Origin of the sequence: Mycobacterium sp. 1482292.6, from assembly GCF_001672995.1 — a bacterium.
Classification (GTDB): Bacteria; Actinomycetota; Actinomycetes; order Mycobacteriales; family Mycobacteriaceae; genus Mycobacterium; species Mycobacterium europaeum_A.
The window spans coordinates 1-18491 of record NZ_LZKV01000252.1 but is presented as its reverse complement, the minus strand read 5'-3'; the positions used below and the strand labels follow the sequence as shown (position 1 = coordinate 18491).

The following is an 18491-nucleotide window of genomic DNA, read 5'->3' as shown; positions in this document are numbered from 1 at the left end:
ATCGTGCGGACGATCACCGACGACCCCCGGGTGGGGCGCCTGCTGTTCAGCACGCAGCTGGCCGATCCGGTGATCGTCCGCACGATGTTGGCCATGCCCGCGCGGGTTTGCTCACCGGCCGGCACCGCGGCCACCGCCGCCTGTGTGGTGGCGGCCAGCTCGGCGACGACCCAGTCGAACACGCACGCGACGAACTGGTCCTTGTCGGCGAAGCTCTCGTAGAAGTACCGGGCGGCCAGGCCGGCGCTGCGGCACACCCCGCGCACGGTGACCGCCGAGATATTCTGCCGCTCGGCCCCGAGCAGGTCCAGACCCGCGGCGAGCAGCCGATTACGGCGGGTGGCCAGGCGCTCTGCGGCCTCGACCCCGCGGTACGGCCGTGCGCTGGACGTCTCGCTCATGGAAACCATCTTGACACTAACGCCCAGCCGCGACAATATCAGGAAACAAGCGTTCGCACATTAGCCGGACCGGCGCCGCGGGAGGACCTGAAGAATGGCTATTCACGAGCCGGTGCACCGGCCGACCGGGCACGTCGAGCGCAGGGTCACCGACCCGCCCCGGCCGCAGCGGCGCCGGCGGCGGCGGCCGCTGGGTATCGACGAGGGATTGATGGGCGTCGCGTTGCTGGCCGGCCCGGCGAACGTGATCATGCAACTGGCCCTGCCCGGCGTCGGCTACGGCGTGATGGAGAGCCGCGTCGAAAGCGGCCGGGTCGACCTGCACCCCATCAAGCGCGCCCGCACCACCTTCACGTACCTGGCGGTGGCGACCAACGGCACCGACGCCCAGAAGGACGCCTTCCGCCGCGCGGTGAATCGCGCTCACGCACAGGTGTACTCGACCCCGGACAGCAAAAGCCCGGTGGCCTACAACGCTTTCGACCCCGAGCTGCAGCTGTGGGTGGGGGCGTGCCTGTACAAGGGCGGGGTGGACATCTACCGCATGTTCATCGGTGAACTCGAGGGCGAGGACGCCGATCGTCACTATCGCGAGGGCATGACGCTGGCCACCACCTTGCAGGTGCCGCCGAAGATGTGGCCCGCCGACCGTGCGGCGTTCGACCGCTACTGGGAGGAATCGCTGGCCAAGGTCCACATCGACGACGCCGTGCGCGAGTACCTCTTTCCCATCGCCGCCAATCGCATTCGGGGCGTCAAGCTGCCGGCTCGGCTGCAGCGCCTCTCCGACAGCTTCGCGCTGTTGATCACCACGGGGTTCTTGCCGCAGCGGTTCCGTGACGAGATGCGGCTGCCCTGGGACGCGACCAAGCAGCGCCGCTTCGACAGGCTGATCGCCGTGCTGGCGACGGTCAACCGGTATCTACCGCGGTTCATCCGCCAGTTCCCGTTCAACGTCTTGCTGCACGACCTGGACCGCAGGATCAAGAAGGGCCGGCCGCTGGTCTAGTGCGCAGGGCGGATCCGCCCGCCAGTTGAAAACGATTATCATATTCATTAGGCTCCTCAGTCTGGTAACCCTTCCAGCCTGAGGAGTGCCTGATGACGGCCCCGATTTTCATGGCCTCGCCGCCCGAACTGCATTCCGCGTTGCTCAGCAGCGGCCCGGGACCCGGGCCGCTGCTGGCGGCGGCCGGCGCCTGGTCGCAGCTGAGCGCCGAATACGCCTCCGCCGCAGAAGAATTGAGCGCCTTGCTGGCCGGAGTGCAGGCCGGGGCGTGGCAGGGTCCTAGCGGTGAGTCCTACGCGGCCGCGCACGCGCCGTACCTGGCCTGGTTGACCAAGTCTGGCGCCGATAGTGCGGCGGCCGCCGGTCAGCACGAGGTGGCAGCGGCGGCGTACACCGCGGCCCTGTCCGCCATGCCCACGCTGCCGGAGCTGGCCACCAACCACGTCGTGCACGGGGCGCTGGTGGCGACGAATTTCTTCGGCGTCAATACGATTCCCATCGCGGTCAACGAGGCGGACTACGTGCGGATGTGGACGCAGGCGGCCACTACCATGTCCACCTATCAGGCGGTGTCCACCGCGGCGGTCGCTTCGACACCCCAGGCCGATCCGGCGCCCTCGATCGTGAAATTTCATGCCTCACACGACGACTCGGAAGATCCGGACCACGACCCCACCATCGACAACCCGTTCAACGACTTCATCGCCAACATCCTGAAGAACTTCGGCATCAACTGGGATCCCGCCGAGGGCACGGTGAACGGGCTGGACTACGACGCCTACACCAACGCCGGGCAACCCATCTTCTGGGTGGTGCGCGCCCTGGAGCTGCTGGAAGATTTCGAGCAGTTCGGCTATTACCTGGTGCACAATCCGGCGTTGGCTTTTCAGTATCTGGTCCAGCTCGCGCTGTTCGACTGGCCGACGCACATCCTCGAGATCTTCACCAGCCAGCCCGAACTGTTCGCTCCGGCGCTGCTGATCGTGGCCGCCCCCTTCGGTGCCGTCGGCGGTTTCGCCGGGCTGGCCGGCCTGGCGGGCCTACCCCACCCCGCGGTCGTGCCGGCGCCCGTGCCGGTCCCCGCGCCGGCACCGTCGGCGTTGCCAGCCGTCGCCACCGCGCCCAGCCCCGCAGCACCGGCCGCGGCTCCGGCCACGGCCACGGCGCCGTCGCCCGCCCCGACGACGAGCACGGTGGCCAGTGCGCCGCCGGCTCCGCCGGCTCCGGGCGCCCCCGCGGCGGGCTTCTTCCCTCCCTACGTCGTCGGCCCCCCGGGGATGGGCACCGGCTCGGGCATGAGCGCCGGCGCGAGCTCGAGCGCGAAGAGGAAAGCGCCCGAACCGGACAGCGCCGCCGCCGCGGCGGCCGCCGCCGCGCGGGAAGCCGCACGCGCGCGGCGGCGACGGCGGGCGACGCAACGCGGGCACGGTGACGAGTTCATGGACATGAACGTCGACGTCGACCCGGACTGGGACGCCCCGCTCGCATCGGACCGGGGTGCCGGGGCCCTCGGGTTCGCCGGCACCGCCCGCAGGGACGCGGTCGCCCCGGCGGCCGGATTGACCACGCTGGCCGTTGACGAGTTCGGTAGTGGCCCAACGGTGCCGATGACGCCCGGCACCTGGAGTCCCGACGACGCGGCGGCGCGCGGCGACGATCGCAACGCCTAGCACCGGGACGGCCCCCGGAGGCCGACGCGACCACGGCGTGCGCTGCGATAATGACGCGGTGCAGACGCTGAAGTCCGGGCGCAGGTTGCGCCCGGGGTCGATGGAAGTGCTGGTGGCCCTGCTGCTGGGCTGCGCGCTGGCCGCGACGACCCTGCGCAACGCGGTGTTCAACAGTGCGGCCCTCTCGACGGTGGGCACGGTGTTCTGCGGGGTTTTCGTGCAGGCGATTCCGTTTCTGGTGCTCGGGGTGGTGGTCAGCGGGCTGATCGCGACGTTCGTGTCGCCGCAGCGGTTGGCGCGTTGGTTGCCGCGCCGGCCGGCGCTGGCCGTCGTGGCGGCCGGTGTCGGCGGGGTCGCGCTGCCGGGCTGCGAGTGTGGGTCAGTTCCGTTGGCGCGCAGGTTGTTCGGCGAAGGCGGGGCGACCGGGGCCGCGGCATTGACGTTCATGCTGGCCGCGCCGGCGATCAACCCGGTGGTGCTGGTGGCCACGGCCGTGGCGTTTCCGGGTGCACCCAGGATGGTGTTCGCCCGTATGGGGGCGTCGCTGCTGACCGCGGTCGTCATGGGCTGGGCGTGGTCGCGCTGGGGGCGGCCGGAATGGATCACCCGCCGGCCGCCCGCCGCGCAGACGCAGGGTGAGTCGCGATGGGTGGTCTTCACCGAGGCGGCCCGTCACGACTTCCTGCAGGCCGCATCGTATTTGGTGCTCGGCGCGGCGGCGGCGGCGTTGCTTCATGTGGCGGTGCCGCAGTGGGTGTTCGCGCACCTGGCGACCGACCTCGCCCTCGGGGTCGCGCTGATGGCCGTCCTGGCGGTGGTGCTCGCGTTGTGTTCGGAGGCGGACGCCTTCGTGGCGGCCAGCATGACGATGGTGCCGCTGTTGCCCCGGCTGGTGTTTCTTGTCGTCGGTCCGGCCGTCGACGTCAAGCTGTTCGCCATGCAGGCGGGCATGTTCGGCCGGGCGTTCGCCGCACGCTTTGCGCCGTGCACGTTCCTGGTGGCAACGGTGAGTGCCTGTGTCATCGGGCTTTTCGTGTTGGGAGCCCGGTGATGAGTCGCGAAGCCGAGAATACGGTGTTGCTGTTGGTGGGTATCAGCATCGCCATGATCACCGCGTCGGGGGTGTTCACCCGTTACGTCAAGCCGGGCCTGTTGCCGTGGCTCGCCGTATCGGCGGTGGTGCTCATCGGTTTGGCGCTGGTGGCGATCATCGGCGACATCCGCCGCGGTGGACCCCGGACCGCTGACGCGGCCGGCGAGCACGGCCACGAGCATTCCCACCGGCGGGGCATCGCCTGGCTGCTGGTGGTCGCGGTGCTGGTGCTGATGTTCGTGGCGCCGCCGGCGCTGCGGCCCTCGGCGGCCGCCCCGTCGGTGACGTCGGTGTCCAATGACGTTCTGAACAAATCGTTTTCACCGCTGCCGCCGGGCCCTGCGCCGGAAGTCTCGCTGCCCGAGGTGCTGATGCGAGAAGCGCACGACACGACCGGATCGTTGACGAACCGAACGATCACCGTCACCGGCTTCGTGCTCAACGAGGCGCAGGGCGTCGACCTTGGCCGCATCGTCATCATCTGTTGTGCGGCCGACGCCCAGCTGGCCCGCATCCATCTGCGCGGCCCGGCCGCCGGGGGCGCCTCGGGCCTACCGGACAACACCTGGATCCGGGTGCAGGGTCAGGTCATACCCGCACCGCGACAACCCAATTCGCCGGCCATCCCGACGCTGCAGGCGACCGCCGTCACCCGAGTTGACGCCCCGCCGAATCCCTACGCCTATCCGCGCTGACCGTCAGTTGCCATGACCGCCTGTCCAGCGTTGATGGCCCCCGAGTCGATCCGGGACGGGCGCGGTTTCCCATTGTCCGAGCTCGAGCCACTCGCGCAGATCGGCGGCCGCGTCGCCGTCGGCGATGGGGCCGATCCACTGGGCCGGGCCGCAGGCCACCCGGTCGTTCGTGCAGGGCTGCAGCACGGCCATGACACCGCCGCCGGTCGGGCGGGACGCGCAGGTGAGTGGTCCGAGCATGCAGGAGGCGGTGACCAGCATGGAGTGCGGGCAGCGCCGAATCGCCGGCCGCAGCTCGTCGATCACCGACAGTTCGCCGGCGACCGCGCAAGCGGCGCAGACGATCACGGTGAAGGGACGGTCGGTGCCGCGGCGCGGGGAGGTCACCGCGGTGTGTGCGGGCCGGGGTAGGGCAGCAGCGCCATTTCACGGGCGTTCTTGATGGCCGTCGCGACCTGTTGTTGCTGCCGGACGGTCAGGCCGGTCACCTGGCGGGACCGGATCTTGCCGCGTTCGGAGATGAAGATGCGCAGCGTCGCGGTGTCCTTGTAGTCCACCGCGTCCAGTCCCAGGGTGCGCAGCGCATTCTTTTTCGGTGACCGGCCGGGCGGTAGCGCGAGCCGGCGGATGCGGGCGGCTTTCCGGGCCATCACCAGCTCGCCTTCCGCACGCCGGGTAGCTGCCCGGCGTGCGCCAATTCGCGGACCCGCACCCGCGATAACCCGAACTTGCGCAGGTGGCCGCGGGGACGCCCGTCGACGGCGTCGCGGTTGCGGACCCGCACGGAGCTGGCGTCGCGGGGCTGGCGGGCCAACGCTTCTCGTGCCGCCGCCCGCTGCTCGGCGGTGCTCGCCGGTGCGCGGATGACCTCCTTGAGTTCGGCCCGGCGTTCGGCGTAACGCGCCACGATCGCGCGACGGCGCTCGTTCTTGACGATCTTGGATTTCTTGGCCATGTTCAGCGCTCCTCGCGGAAGTCGACGTGGCGGCGGATGACGGGGTCGTACTTGCGCAGCATCAGCCGGTCGGGGTCGTTGCGTCGGTTCTTGCGGGTGATGTAGGTGTATCCGGTGCCCGCGGTGGAGCGCAGTTTGACCAGCTGACGAATCTCGTTGCGGGCCATCAGATTCGCTGCCCCTCGCGACGCAACCGGGCCACGACCGCCTCGATGCCGTCGCGGTCGATCACCTTGATGCCCTTGGCGCTGACGCGCAGCCGGATCCGGCGATCCTCGGAGGGCAGGTAGTACGTCTTGCGCTGGATGTTGGGGGAGAAGCGCCGCGGGGTCCGGCGATGGGAATGCGACACCGCCCTACCGAAACTCGGTCGACGGCCGGTCACCTGACAGTGGGCGGACACCTGCACCTCCGTTGCGCTTATTGAAAATCGTTTTCGACAAGGCCCGACCCGAACGGTACCGTATGTGGAACCTAGATGAAAACCATTATCAATAAGGAGGACGATGCAGACGCCCGTCATCCTGGTCACCGGCCAGAGGGACACCGAACCCGTCGTGGGTGCGCTGTTGCGCACCCCGGGAACGCTGGTGATCGAGCACTCCTTCGACGGTCATGTGGTGCGCCGAACGACAGCGTCGCTGTCCGACGGCGTCTTGACGTCCAACGAGAGCGGCCTGGAACTCGCGCATGGCTGTATCTCGTGCACCATCCGCAACGACCTGTTGGTGTTGCTGCGTCAGTTGCACCGGCGCGACGACGTCGACCGGATCGTCGTGCACCTGGGGCCCTGGCTGGAGCCCGAACCAATCTGTTTGGCCATCAAGCACGTTCGGGTGCGTGTGGCGCCCGGATACGTCGACGGGCCGGCGGCCCTGGACGTATCGATCGCCGCGGTGGTGGCCTGCGTCGACTCGTCGGCGTGGCTGAACCAGGCGCTGGGTGAGGACGAATTGGACGACGGGCGCACCGAGGCCCAGGTGGTGATCGGGCAGGCCGAATTCGCCGATGTGGCGGTGCTCAACCGTCCCAATCCGTTCGTCGCCGCCGTGCTGCGCCGGTTGTCCCCGCGCGCTCGCCTGCAGGTGGGTGCCGACGGTCTCGAGGATGCGCTGAACAACCTGTATCGCGACGCGCGCCGCGGCCGCAGCGACGACCCGCACGGGCCGCTGCTGGCCGGCCAGCCCCCGCTGGAGTCACGCGGTCCAATCAACTTGGTGGAGTTCGGTTCCCGACGGCCCTTCCATCCGCAGCGCCTGCACGACTGCCTGGATCTGCTGCTCGATGGTGTGATCAGAACCCGCGGGCGGCTCTGGCTGGCCAGCCAGCCCGACCGGGCGATGTGGTTGGAATCGGCCGGCGCCGGGCTGCGGGTCAGCTCCGCGGGCAAGTGGCTGGCCGTCATGGGTGGCCGCGAGCTCGACGGAATCGACGTCGAGCGACGAACTTTCGCCGAACTGGCCTGGGATGACCGGTACGGCGACCGGCACACGGCGATGACCATCCTGGTGTGCGGCGCGAAACCGGCCGACATCCTCGACGGCCTGCATGGTGCGCTGCTGACCGACGCGGAGATGAGCCGTCCGCGTGACTGGCTCGGCTACGACGACCCGTTCGGTGACTGGCATGAGGAGCCGTGCGGGGAGCGGGCGGAGGCGGCCGACAACGCGGCCCGGCGCATCGGGCAGGACACCGACCCGTCATGAAGCCCGGCGTACATCCCGACTACCACCCCGTCGTCTTCCAGGACGCAACCACCGGTGCGATGTTCCTAACCCGATCGACGCTTGACAGTTCGCGCACCGTCGAGTGGCAAACACGGCACGGGGCCCGCACCTATCCATTGATCGTCGTCGAGATCACCTCGGATTCACATCCGTTCTGGACCGGCGCTCGCCGCATCGTCGACAGCGCCGGACAGGTGGAGAGGTTCCACCGCCGCTACGGCCGGCGCTGACGGTCGGTGGCCGCGGCGAGGCCATTCGTGTTGCGCGCCACCGCAACACGCGTGTCGGTGACGCGGCGTAGTGTGGGTCGGATGCGAAGCGAAGGCGATACCTGGGACATCACCACGAGCGTGGGCTCCACCGCGTTGTTCGTGGCAACAGCGCGGGCATTGGAGGCGCAAAAGCCGGACCCGCTGGCCGTCGATCCATACGCGGAGGTCTTCTGCCGCGCCGTGGGCGGTTCGTGGGCGGACGTGCTCGACGGCAAGGACCCCGACCACCAGCTGAAGACCGCTGACTTCGGCGAGAACTTCGTCAACTTCCAGGGCGCCCGCACCAAGTACTTCGACGAATACTTCCGCCGCGCGGCGGACGCGGGAGTGCGACAGGTGGTCGTCCTGGCCGCGGGCCTGGACTCGCGCGCCTACCGCTTGGACTGGCCGGGCGCGACGACCATCTTCGAGCTCGACCAGCCGCAGGTGCTCGACTTCAAGCGCGAGGTGCTCACCGATGCCGGCGCCCAACCGCGTGCCGAGCGCCGTGAGATCGCCATCGATCTGCGTGAGGACTGGCCGCAAGCGTTGCGTGACAGCGGCTTTGATCCCGCCAAGCCGTCCGCATGGATCGCCGAGGGCCTGCTGATCTATCTCCCGGCTGCCGCCCAGGAGCAGCTGTTCACCGGCATCGACGGCCTGGCCGGTCACGGCAGTCACGTCGCCGTCGAGGACGGCGCCCCGATGAAACCCGAGGACTTCGAGGCCGCCGTGGCCGAAGAACGGGCGGCCACAGAGCAGGGCGACGGCCGGGTGTTCTTCCAGCTCGTCTACAACGAGCAGCACGCACCCGCCACCGAATGGTTCGGCCAGCACGGCTGGACCGCGGTCGGCACTCCGCTGGCCGATTACCTGCGCGAGGTCGGGCGTCCGGTACCCGGCCCGGACACCGAGGCCGGCCCGATGATCGCCCGCAACACCCTGGTGCGCGCCGTCCGAGAGTGACACGTCGCAACGAAAACCGGCCGTGATCACGATCGCGGCCGGTTTTTCATGAGTTTTCCGTGAATCGGGCCGGCCGCCGCGGCCGCGGGGCTGACCACCCTGACCGGTGACGAGTTCGGCGACGGCCCCTCGGCGCCGATGTTGCCGGGCAGCTGGCAAAGCGATCAGCGCGGAACTTTTGCGGCCCGCCAGCCGACTACTGGCTGCGTGATCGTCGTGCCGGCAATCGGCAGTGGCGACCGTCGAGCTCACCCCATCGTCAAGGAGTCGCTGCTATGACCGCGCCGGTGCGGACGGTTGCGTCCCCGATCCGCCCGGTCGGGCGGACGGTTCCGGGATGGCCCGGCCCGAGTTGATAATGAAAATGATTTTCATTAAGGTAGGGCCTTGCTGTGAGACCGCCCGACGTGCGGCTGTGAGTATGCCGAAGAAGCGGACAATCACTCCCGAAAATGTCCTCAACAGCGGTAAAAGAAGGGCAGAGCAGTGGTGAGCCGGACAGGGCCAAACGCCTCGACAGTTAGCTTATGCAATGCTAACTTCAGGCGGGTTAAGTTAGGGGAGACTACATACATGAAAAGTCGCGGCCGTGGAACTCGGTGACACCGGCATGCTCACAGCTCAGCCCGTCAATTCGCGGGTGGACGCGCGGGTGGACGAGGACGTCGTCAGCCGCTTCGCCACGTGCTGCCGCGCGCTCGGCATCGTCGTCTACCAACGGCAGCGGCCGGCGGATCTGGCCGCCGCCCGCTCCGGTTTCACCGCGCTGACCCGCATCGCCCACGACCAGTGCGACGCGTGGACCGGCCTGGCCGCGGCCGGCGATGTCTCCCTGCGAGTGCTCGAGGCGGTATCGCGCACCGTGGCGACCGCGGGCACGCTGCAGCGCCAGGTGGACCTGGCGCCTGGTTCGCTGGGCTTCCGCTACGACACGGGGCTGTATCTGCAGTTCCGCGCCGCGACCCCCGACGAGTTTCAGCTCGCCTACGCCGCCGCGCTGGCAACGGCCGGACGATTCGCTGACGCCGACCAGATCGTCGCCGGCCTGAACGCGCGTCGCCCGACGTGGCGCGAGGCCCGCTGGGTGTCCGTCGTCATCAACTACCGCGCCGAGCGCTGGTCGGACGTCGTCAAGCTGCTGACCCCGATCGTCAACGACGCGGATCTCGACGAGGCGTTCTCGCACGCCGCCAAGATCGCGCTGGGCACCGCGCTGGCCCGGCTGGGCATGTTCGCGCCGTCGCTGTCGTATCTGGAGGAGCCCGACGGTCCCGTCGCGGTGGCCGCCGTCGACGGCGCGCTGGCCAAGGCGCTGGTGCTGCGTGCGCACGTGGACGAGGACGCGGCGAGCGAGGTGCTGCAGGATCTGTACGCCGCGCATCCCGAGAACGAGCAAGTCGAACAGGCGCTGACCGACACGAGCTTCGGCATCGTGACCACCACGGCCGCCCGCATCGAAGCCCGCACCGATCCGTGGGATCCCGGAACCGAGCCCAGCGCAGAGGATTTCGTCGACCCCGCCGCGCACGAACGCAAAGCGGTGCTGCTGCACGAGGCGGAACGTCAGCTGGCCGAATTCATCGGGCTCGACGAGGTCAAGAACCAGGTGTCGCGGCTGAAGAGCTCGGTCGCCATGGAACTGGTCCGCAAGCAGCGCGGCCTGGCGGTCGCGCAGCGTGCCCACCACCTGGTCTTCGCCGGCCCGCCCGGAACCGGTAAGACCACCATCGCCCGCGTGGTCGCCAAGATCTATTGCGGCCTCGGGCTTTTGAAGCGGGAAAACATCCGCGAGGTCCACCGCGCCGACCTGATCGGCCAGCACATCGGCGAGACCGAGGCCAAGACCAACGCGATCATCGACAGCGCACTCGACGGCGTGCTGTTCCTCGACGAGGCCTACGCGTTGGTCGCCACGGGCGCCAAGAACGACTTCGGGCTGGTGGCCATCGACACCCTGCTGGCGCGGATGGAGAACGACCGCGACCGCCTGGTGGTCATCATCGCCGGCTACCGGGCCGACCTGGACAAGTTCCTGGATACCAACGAGGGCTTGCGTTCTCGGTTCACGCGCAACATCGACTTCCCGTCGTACGCGCCGTCGGAGCTGGTCGAGATCGCGAACACCATGGCCGAGCAGCGCGACAGCATCTTCGAGCCGGCCGCGCTCGAACACATGGAGGCGTTGTTCACGAAGTTGGCCACCGAGTCGACCCCGGATGCCAACGGAATCTCGCGACGCAACTTGGACATCGCCGGTAACGGCCGATTCGTCCGAAACATCGTCGAACGCTCCGAAGAAGAACGAGAGTTCCGGCTCGACCATTCCGAAAACGCCGGAACGGGCGAATTCACTGACGAGGAGCTGATGACGATCACCGACGACGACGTCGCACGGTCGGTAGAGCCGCTGTTGCGCGGCCTTGGCCTGTCGGTGCCGGCATGACCTCCAATCACGAGTCCGACGACCGCCGTTCGTTCGCGTCGCGCACGCCGGTCAACGACAACCCCGACCAGGTCGAGTACCGCCGCGGCTTCGTCACCCGCCACCAGGTCAGCGGCTGGCGGTTCGTGATGCGCCGGATCGCCTCCGGTATCGCATTGCACGACACCAGGATGCTCGTCGACCCGCTGCGCACCCAGTCGCGCGCGGTGGCCATGGGCGTGGTCCTGCTGGTCACCGGGCTGGCCGGTTGCTTCGTGTTCTCGCTGATCCGGCCCAGCGGCACGGTGGGCACCAACGCCGTGCTGGCCGACCGGTCGACCGCCGCGCTGTATGTCCGTGTCGGCGACGACCTGCATCCCGTGCTCAACCTGACCTCCGCCCGGCTGATCACCGGCCACCCGGTCGATCCCACCATGGTGAAAAGCAGTGAGCTGGACCGTTTTCCGCGCGGCAACCTGATCGGCATCCCGGGCGCGCCGGAACGCATGGTGCAAAACCCGTCTCGCGACGCGAACTGGACGGTGTGCGACGCCGTCAGCGAGCCGGCCCAGGGCGGGCACGCCGCCCACAGCACCGGCGTCACGGTGATCGCGGGCCGCCCGGACAGCAGCGGTGCCCGCGCGGCCACGCTCGCGTCGCGCCAGGCGATCCTGGTCGAGCGTGATGGCAGCACCTGGCTGTTGTGGGATGGCAAACGATCGCAGATCAACCTGACCGACCACGCGATCACGAACGCACTTGGCCTGGGGCAGAACAACTCCGAGATGCCCGCGCCCCGGCCCATCGCGCTGGGCTTGTTCAACGCGATCCCCGAGGGTCCGTCGCTGACGGCGCCCGGCATCCCGAACGCCGGCGCCCCGGCGACGTTCGGCGTGCCCGCACCGATCGGCGCGGTGGTGGTCTCCTACGCCCTGGATCAGAGCTCCTCGGGTGCGCCGCGCTATTACGCGGTATTGCCCGACGGCCTGCAACAGATCTCGCCGGTGCTCGCCGCGATCCTGCGCAACACCAATTCCTATGGGCTGGACCAACCGCCGCGGCTGGGTGCCGACGCGGTGGCCAAGCTGCCCGTGTCGCGGATGCTGGACACCGCGCGCTATCCGGACCAACAGGTCAGCGTGGTCGACGCGGGCAAGTCGCCGGTCACGTGCGCCTACTGGAGCAAGCCGGCCGGGGCCGCGACCAGCTCGCTGAACCTGCTGTCCGGCTCGGCGCTGCCGATCGCCGAATCAATCCACACCGTCGACCTGGTGGGCGGTGGTGCCGCGACGAGCGGTGCGGTGGCCACCCGCGTGGCCCTGGCGCCCGGCACCGGTTATTTCACCCAGACCGTCGGCGGCGGCCCGGACTCGCCGGGCACCGGATCGTTGTTCTGGGTCTCCGACACCGGCGTCCGCTACGGGATCGACAACGAGGCCGAGCACTCGGCCGCCGGGCATGGCAAAACCGTTGAGGCCCTTGGCCTTAGCGGGGCGCCCGTCCCCATTCCGTGGTCGGTGCTGTCGCTGTTCGCCAATGGTCCGACGTTATCGCGCGCCGACGCGCTGCTGGCACATGACGGGCTGACGCCCGACCAGAAGCCCGGCCGTGTGGCTGCTGCTGCCAAGGAAGCCGAGGGAGCCCCCCGATGAGCCGACTGATCTTCGAAGCGCGTCGCCGGTTGGCGCCGCCGGTCACCCGCAAGGGGACCATCGCCATCGAGGCCCCGCCCGAGCTGCCCCGGGTCATTCCGCCGTCGTTCCTGCGCCGGGCGATGCCCTATGTGCTGGTGATCCTGATCGTCGGGATGATCGTCGCCCTGTTCGCCACCGGGATGCGGCTGATCTCTCCGCAGACGCTGTTCTTCCCGTTCGTGCTGTTGCTCGCCGCGACCGCGATGTATCGCGGCAACGACAACAAGACGCGCACCGAGGAGGTCGACGCCGAACGCGCCGACTACCTGCGCTACCTCTCGGTGGTCCGCGACAACATCCGCACCCAGGCCGCCGCGCAGCGCGCCGCCGCGCAGTGGTCGCATCCGGAGCCCGCCGCGCTGGCGACCGTGCCGGGGTCCCGCCGGCAGTGGGAACGTGACCCACACGATCCCGACTTCCTGGTGCTGCGGGCCGGGCGGCACCACGTCCCGCTCGCCACCGCCCTGCGGGTCAACGACACCGCCGACGAGATCGACCTGGAGCCGGTGTCGCACAGCGCATTACGCAGCCTGCTCGACACCCATCGCACGGTGCGCGACGTGCCGACCGGAATCGACCTGACCAAGGTATCCCGGATCACGGTGCTGGGTCAGGAAGACGAGGCGCTGGCGGCGCTGCGCGCCTGGATCGCTCAGGCGGTCACCTGGCATGACCCGACCGTGCTCGGGGTCGCGCTGGTGACCCCCGACCTGGAGGGTCCGGACTGGTCGTGGCTGAAGTGGTTGCCGCACATCGACATTCCCGGCGAGCTCGACGGGGTCGGGCCGGCCCGCTTCATGTCGACCAACGCCGACGACCTGGTCGCGAGCCTGGGGCCGGCACTCGTTGACCGTCCGGCGTTCACCGGCGAGCCCGCCGACGCGCTGCGTCACCTGCTGATCGTCGTCGACGACCCCGACTATGACCTGAACGCGTCGACGCTGGCGCTGGGCCGGGCGGGCGTCACCGTCGTGCACCGCAGCGCCACGGCGCCCAACCGCGAGCAGTATTCGGACCCGGAGAAGCCGATCCTGCGCGTCGCCAACGGCGCGATCGAGCGCTGGCAGACCGGCGGCTGGCAGCCCTACATCGACAACGCCGACCAGTTCGGCGCCGACGAGGCCGCGCACCTGGCTCGCCAATTGTCGCGTTGGGACTCCAACCCGACCCACACCGGGCTGCGCTCGGCGGCCACTCGCGGCGCCACGTTCACCACCATGCTGGGCATCTCGGACGCGTCCCAATTGGACGTGCCCACGCTGTGGGCGCCGCGCCGTCGCGAGGACGAGCTGCGCGTTCCGATCGGGGTCACCGCGACCGGCGAGCCGCTGATGTTCGACCTCAAGGACGAAGCCGAGGGCGGCATGGGTCCGCACGGGCTGATGATCGGTATGACGGGTTCGGGCAAGTCCCAGACCCTGATGTCGATCCTGTTGTCGCTGTTGACGACTCACTCGGCGGATCGGCTGATCGTCATCTACGCCGACTTCAAGGGTGAGGCCGGGGCCGACAGCTTCCGCAACTTCCCGCAGGTGGTCGCCGTCATCTCCAACATGGCGGAGAAGAAGTCGCTGGCCGACCGGTTCGCCGACACGCTGCGCGGCGAGGTGGCCCGGCGCGAGACGCTGCTGCGTGAGGCGGGCCGCCGGGTGCAGGGCAGCGCGTTCAATTCGGTGGTGGAATACGAGGCCGCCGTGGCGGCCGGGCACGACCTGCCGCCGATCCCGACGCTGTTCGTGGTCGCCGACGAGTTCACCCTGATGCTGGCCGACCATCCCGAATACGCCGAGCTGTTCGATTACGTTGCGCGTAAGGGCCGCTCGTTCCGCATCCACATCCTGTTCGCCTCGCAGACGCTGGACGTCGGCAAGATCAAGGACATCGACAAGAACACCTCCTACCGCATCGGTTTGAAGGTGGCCAGCCCCAGCGTTTCCCGCCAGATCATCGGTGTGGAGGATGCCTACCACATCGAATCCGGCAAGGAGCACAAGGGCGTGGGGTTCCTGGTGCCCGCACCGGGTGCGACGCCGATCAAGTTCCGCAGCACCTATGTGGACGGCATCTACGATCCGCCGCAGAAGGCCAAATCCTTTGTGGTGCCGTCCATCCCGGAGCCGAAGCTGTTCACCGCCGGACGGGTCGAACCGGATCAGGACACCGTGATCACCGCCCCCGAGGAAGACGAATTCACCGGGCCGCCGCGCAAGCTGATCGCCACCATCGGCGACCAGCTGGCGGGCTACGGTCCGCGGGCGCCGCAACTGTGGCTGCCGCCGCTGGACGAGCCGATCCCGCTGAGCGCCATGCTGGCGCGCGCCGGCGTGCCGCCCCGGCAATGGCAGTGGCCGCTCGGCGAGATCGACAAGCCGTTCGAGATGCGCCGCGACCCGCTGGTGTTCGACGCCGCCTCGTCGGCCGGGAACGTGGTCATCCACGGCGGCCCCAAGTCGGGCAAATCGACCGCGCTGCAGACGTTTATCCTGTCCGCGGCCAACCTGCACTCGCCGCGCGAGGTCACCTTCTACTGCCTGGACTACGGCGGCGGCAAGCTGCGGGCACTCGAAGGCCTGGCGCATGTCGGCAGCGTGGCCTCCGCGCTCGAACCCGAACGCATCCGGCGCACCTTCGGAGAACTCGAGCAGCTGCTGCTGTCGCGGCAGCGGCGAGAGGCGTTCCGGGAGTCCCGCGGCGCGGCCCCCGACGACGGCTTCGGCGAGGTGTTCCTGGTCATCGACAACCTCTACGCGTTCGGCCGCGACAACACCGACCAGTTCAACACCCGAAACCCGTTGCTGGCCAAGGTCAGCGAACTGGTCAACATCGGTCTGGCGTACGGCATCCACGTCGTCATCACCACCCCCAGCTGGCTGGAGGTGCCGCTGGCGATGCGCGACGGGCTCGGGTTGCGCCTCGAGCTCAAGCTGCACGATCCGCGGGACAGCAACGTGCGGGTGGTCGGCGCGCTGCGCCGGCCCGCCGAAGCGGTGCCGCACGACCAGCCCGGCCGCGGATTGACCATGGCCGCAGAGCATTTCCTGTTCGCCAGCCCCGCGCTGGACGCGGAAACAAACCCAGTGGCAGCCATCAACGACCGCTACCCGGGCCTGGCCGCGCCGCCGGTGCGGTTGCTGCCCACCAACCTCGCCCCGGAGTCGGTCGGATCGCTGTATCGCGGGCCGGAGCAGGTCGTCATCGGCCAGCGCGAGGAGGATCTCGCGCCGGTGGTGATCAACTTCGCCGAGAACCCGTTGCTGATGGTGTTCGGCGACAGCAAGTCCGGGAAGACCACGCTGTTGCGGCACCTCATTCGCACGGTCCGCGAGCACTCGACTCCCGATCAGGTGGCCTTCACGGTGCTGGATCGGCGGCTGCACCTCGTCGACGAACCGTTGTTCGCCGACAACGAGTACACGGCCAACGTCGACCGCATCATCCCGGCGGTGCTGGGCCTGGCCAACCTCATCGAATCCCGGCGGCCGCCGGCCGGCTTGTCGCCCGCCGAGCTGGCTCGCTGGAGCTTCGCGGGCCAGACCCACTACCTGATCATCGACGACGTGGACCAGATACCGGATTCGCCGGCGATGAGCGGGCCGTACGTCGGGCAGCGTCCGTGGACGCCGCTGCTCGGGTTGCTGTCGCAGGCGGCCGATTTGGGGGTGCGGGTGATCGTCACCGCGCGCGCCACCGGCTCGGGGCACGCGTTGATGACGAACCCGCTGCTGCGCCGGTTCAACGACCTGCAGGCGACCACGCTGATGCTGGCCGGCAACCCGCAGGACAGCGGCAAGATCCGCGGTCAACGATTCGGCCGGTTGCCCGCGGGGCGGGCGATCCTGTTGGGCGACAGCGATGGCCCGACGTACGTGCAGTTGGTCAACCCCTTGATCGGGGAGTCCGTAATGGCAAGTGAAGCGCAACGGGAGGAGTAGAGATGACCTTGCGAGTGGTTCCCGAAGGTCTGGCCGCCACCAGTGCGGCGGTGGAGGCCCTGACGGCCCGGCTGGCGGCCGCGCATGCGGCGGCGGCCCCGGCGATCACGGCGGTGGTGCCGCCGGCGGTCGATCCGGTGTCGCTGCAAACCGCCGTCGGATTCAGCGCTGCGGGCCAGGAGCACTCCGCCGTGGCGGCCCAGGGTGTCGAAGAGCTGGGCCGCGCCGGCGTCGGCGTCGGCGAAGCGGGCGCAAGCTACCTCGCCGGAGACACCGCGGCCGCTGCGACGTTCGGAATCGCGGGCGCCTGACCATGACCGCCCCCATCGCGCCCATCTGGATGGCGTCGCCACCCGAGGTGCATTCGGCGTTACTGAGCGCCGGTCCAGGGCCGGGGCCGCTGTTGGCGGCCGCCGGCGCGTGGACCGCGCTCAGCGCCCAATACGCCTCGGCGGCAGCCGAACTCAGTGGGCTGTTGGGGGAGGCCCAGGCCGGCGCCTGGGAGGGGCCGAGCGCCGAGCAGTACGTGGCGGCCCACCTGCCGTACCTGGCGTGGTTGCAGCAGGCCAGCGCCGACAGCGCGGGGGCCGCCGCCCAACAAGAGGTCGCGGCCTCGGCGTACACCGCCGCCTTGGCGGCCATGCCGACGCTGGCGGAACTGGCCACCAATCACACCGTGCACGCGGTGCTGGTCGGGACGAATTTCTTTGGCATCAACACGATTCCGATCGCGGTCAACGAGGCCGACTATGCACGGATGTGGGTCCAGGCCGCCGCCACCATGGGCACCTACCAGGCTGTGTCGGGCTCGGCCCTGGCCGCCGCGCCGCGCACCACGGCGGCGCCGTCCATCGTCAATCCCGGTGGGCAGGCCAACAGTCTGGCGGCCAACGCCTCGCAGAACAGCCCCGGGGACTGGTGGCAGAACTTCATCCAGCAGTTGTCGAAGTTCCTGCAGGACTTCTTCCAGAACATTCAGCAGATGCTGCAGGACTTCTTCTCGAACCTGCCGGCGTTCCTGGCGGCCAACGGGCCGCTGCTGTTCTTCGTTGCCTACCAGGTGTTCTTCAACGCCGTTGGCTGGCCGACCTGGGGCGCGATCCTGACCGCGCCGTTCCTGATTCCGCTGCTGCTGGGCATCGGGCTCAGCTCGTTGCTCACCACGCCGGTCGAGGCCGCCGCCCCGGAGGCCGCCCCCGCCGTGGTGGCTCCGGTGCTGACGTCGAACAAGCCGCCGTCCATGCTGCCGGCGGTCGCGCTGGCCCCGACGATGCCGGCCCCAGCCGGGGCCCCGGCCACCACGGTCGCCGCGGGTTCCGGGGCGCCGGCCGCGCCGGCGCCGGCGGCCGCGGCCAGCAACTTCGCCTACCTGGTCGCCTATGGCGGTGATCCGGACGCCGGGGTCGGACCGACGCTCGGGGGCCGCGGCGGTGCCAAGGCCCCTGCGGCCACCATCCCGGCGGCCGGAGCCGCGGCGGCCAGCCGGGCCGAGTCCCGGGCGCGGCGCCGTCGGCGCGCCGCGCTGCACGACCACGCCGACGAGTTCGCGGACATGGAATCTGACTTCGGCGTGCCGCCGGATTTCGGTGACGAGGAGGAGCTGGCCGCGGCCGTCGCATCCGCGCAGGGTGCCGGGGTGCTCGGATTCGCCGGAACGACACAGCGGCAGAAGGCTT

Annotated in this window: 18 protein-coding genes and 1 pseudogene; 13 read left to right on the top strand and 6 right to left on the bottom strand. The window is 69.4% G+C overall.

The genetic code is table 11. The features are described 5' to 3' along the window. A pseudogene (locus A5624_RS25470) lies at positions 1–410 on the bottom strand (TetR family transcriptional regulator); the annotation flags it as partial. A gap of 85 nt (positions 411–495) precedes the next feature. On the opposite strand from A5624_RS25470, the gene A5624_RS25465 reads away from it, so the two are divergent. From A5624_RS25465 to A5624_RS25450, 4 genes are all read left to right on the top strand, one after another. Continuing rightward, positions 496–1410, top strand: coding sequence for an oxygenase MpaB family protein (locus A5624_RS25465; RefSeq protein WP_066872875.1), 915 nt, complete (start codon positions 496–498; stop codon positions 1408–1410). 92 nt (positions 1411–1502) lie between these two features. Continuing rightward, positions 1503–3080: a PPE family protein gene (locus A5624_RS25460; protein ID WP_066872872.1), complete on the top strand. Its 1578-nt coding sequence runs from the start codon at positions 1503–1505 to the stop codon at positions 3078–3080. Between the two features lie 58 nt (positions 3081–3138). Continuing rightward, positions 3139–4131: a permease gene (locus tag A5624_RS25455; RefSeq protein ID WP_066872869.1), complete on the top strand. Its 993-nt coding sequence runs from the start codon at positions 3139–3141 to the stop codon at positions 4129–4131. Beyond that, positions 4131–4868 (top strand): TIGR03943 family protein, encoded by a 738-nt coding sequence (locus tag A5624_RS25450; RefSeq protein ID WP_066872866.1) that lies wholly within the window; start codon positions 4131–4133, stop codon positions 4866–4868. The genes A5624_RS25455 and A5624_RS25450 overlap by 1 nt, the downstream gene beginning before the upstream one ends. 3 nt (positions 4869–4871) lie before the next feature. Here A5624_RS25450 and A5624_RS25445 read toward each other — a convergent pair whose 3' ends face one another. The 5 genes from A5624_RS25445 to rpmB are packed head-to-tail and all read right to left on the bottom strand — an operon-like array spanning position 4872 to position 6226. Beyond that, a complete protein-coding gene (locus tag A5624_RS25445; protein ID WP_066872863.1) occupies positions 4872–5255 on the bottom strand; it encodes a hypothetical protein in 384 nt (127 codons plus the stop codon). Continuing rightward, positions 5252–5518 (bottom strand): 30S ribosomal protein S18, encoded by a 267-nt coding sequence (gene rpsR / locus A5624_RS25440; protein WP_066872860.1) that lies wholly within the window; start codon positions 5516–5518, stop codon positions 5252–5254. Before rpsR ends, A5624_RS25445 begins: the two co-directional genes overlap by 4 nt. Then, positions 5518–5823, bottom strand: a complete 306-nt coding sequence (rpsN, locus tag A5624_RS25435; protein ID WP_066872857.1) for a 30S ribosomal protein S14 — start codon at positions 5821–5823, stop codon at positions 5518–5520. The genes rpsR and rpsN overlap by 1 nt, the downstream gene beginning before the upstream one ends. Positions 5824–5825: 2 nt before the next feature. Beyond that, positions 5826–5990: a 50S ribosomal protein L33 gene (rpmG, locus tag A5624_RS25430; protein WP_066872855.1), complete on the bottom strand. Its 165-nt coding sequence runs from the start codon at positions 5988–5990 to the stop codon at positions 5826–5828. Beyond that, the gene (gene rpmB, locus A5624_RS25425) at positions 5990–6226 is read right to left on the bottom strand and encodes a 50S ribosomal protein L28 (protein ID WP_066872881.1); all 237 of its coding nucleotides are present in this window, start codon (positions 6224–6226) and stop codon (positions 5990–5992) included. The genes rpmG and rpmB overlap by 1 nt, the downstream gene beginning before the upstream one ends. Before the next feature lie 103 nt (positions 6227–6329). Between rpmB and mrf the strand changes: the two genes are divergently transcribed. The 9 genes from mrf to A5624_RS25385 form a co-directional block, all read left to right on the top strand. After that, positions 6330–7529 (top strand): ribosome hibernation factor-recruiting GTPase MRF, encoded by a 1200-nt coding sequence (gene mrf, locus A5624_RS25420; RefSeq protein ID WP_066872854.1) that lies wholly within the window; start codon positions 6330–6332, stop codon positions 7527–7529. After that, positions 7526–7780 carry a type B 50S ribosomal protein L31 gene (locus A5624_RS25415; protein ID WP_066872851.1) on the top strand — a complete coding sequence of 85 codons (255 nt, stop codon included), beginning with the start codon at positions 7526–7528 and terminating at the stop codon, positions 7778–7780. Before mrf ends, A5624_RS25415 begins: the two co-directional genes overlap by 4 nt. An 81-nt stretch (positions 7781–7861) precedes the next feature. Beyond that, entirely contained in the window at positions 7862–8767 is a 906-nt protein-coding gene (locus A5624_RS25410) for a class I SAM-dependent methyltransferase (RefSeq protein ID WP_066872849.1), read from the top strand. A 63-nt stretch (positions 8768–8830) separates the two neighbouring features. Continuing rightward, positions 8831–9046 carry a hypothetical protein gene (locus A5624_RS29645; protein WP_369827524.1) on the top strand — a complete coding sequence of 72 codons (216 nt, stop codon included), beginning with the start codon at positions 8831–8833 and terminating at the stop codon, positions 9044–9046. 310 nt (positions 9047–9356) lie between these two features. Continuing rightward, on the top strand, positions 9357–11210 hold the full coding sequence (eccA3, locus tag A5624_RS25405; RefSeq protein WP_066872845.1) for a type VII secretion system ESX-3 AAA family ATPase EccA3: 1854 nt from the start codon (positions 9357–9359) through the stop codon (positions 11208–11210). Next, on the top strand, positions 11207–12841 hold the full coding sequence (gene eccB, locus A5624_RS25400) for a type VII secretion protein EccB (RefSeq protein WP_066872842.1): 1635 nt from the start codon (positions 11207–11209) through the stop codon (positions 12839–12841). The genes eccA3 and eccB overlap by 4 nt, the downstream gene beginning before the upstream one ends. After that, a complete protein-coding gene (gene eccCa, locus A5624_RS25395) occupies positions 12838–16815 on the top strand; it encodes a type VII secretion protein EccCa (protein ID WP_066872839.1) in 3978 nt (1325 codons plus the stop codon). Before eccB ends, eccCa begins: the two co-directional genes overlap by 4 nt. A 2-nt stretch (positions 16816–16817) precedes the next feature. Beyond that, positions 16818–17126, top strand: a complete 309-nt coding sequence (locus A5624_RS25390; protein WP_066872837.1) for a PE family protein — start codon at positions 16818–16820, stop codon at positions 17124–17126. 2 nt (positions 17127–17128) lie between these two features. Further along, on the top strand, positions 17129–18491 hold a 1363-nt coding region (locus A5624_RS25385), incomplete at its 3' end, for a PPE family protein (RefSeq protein WP_197519033.1).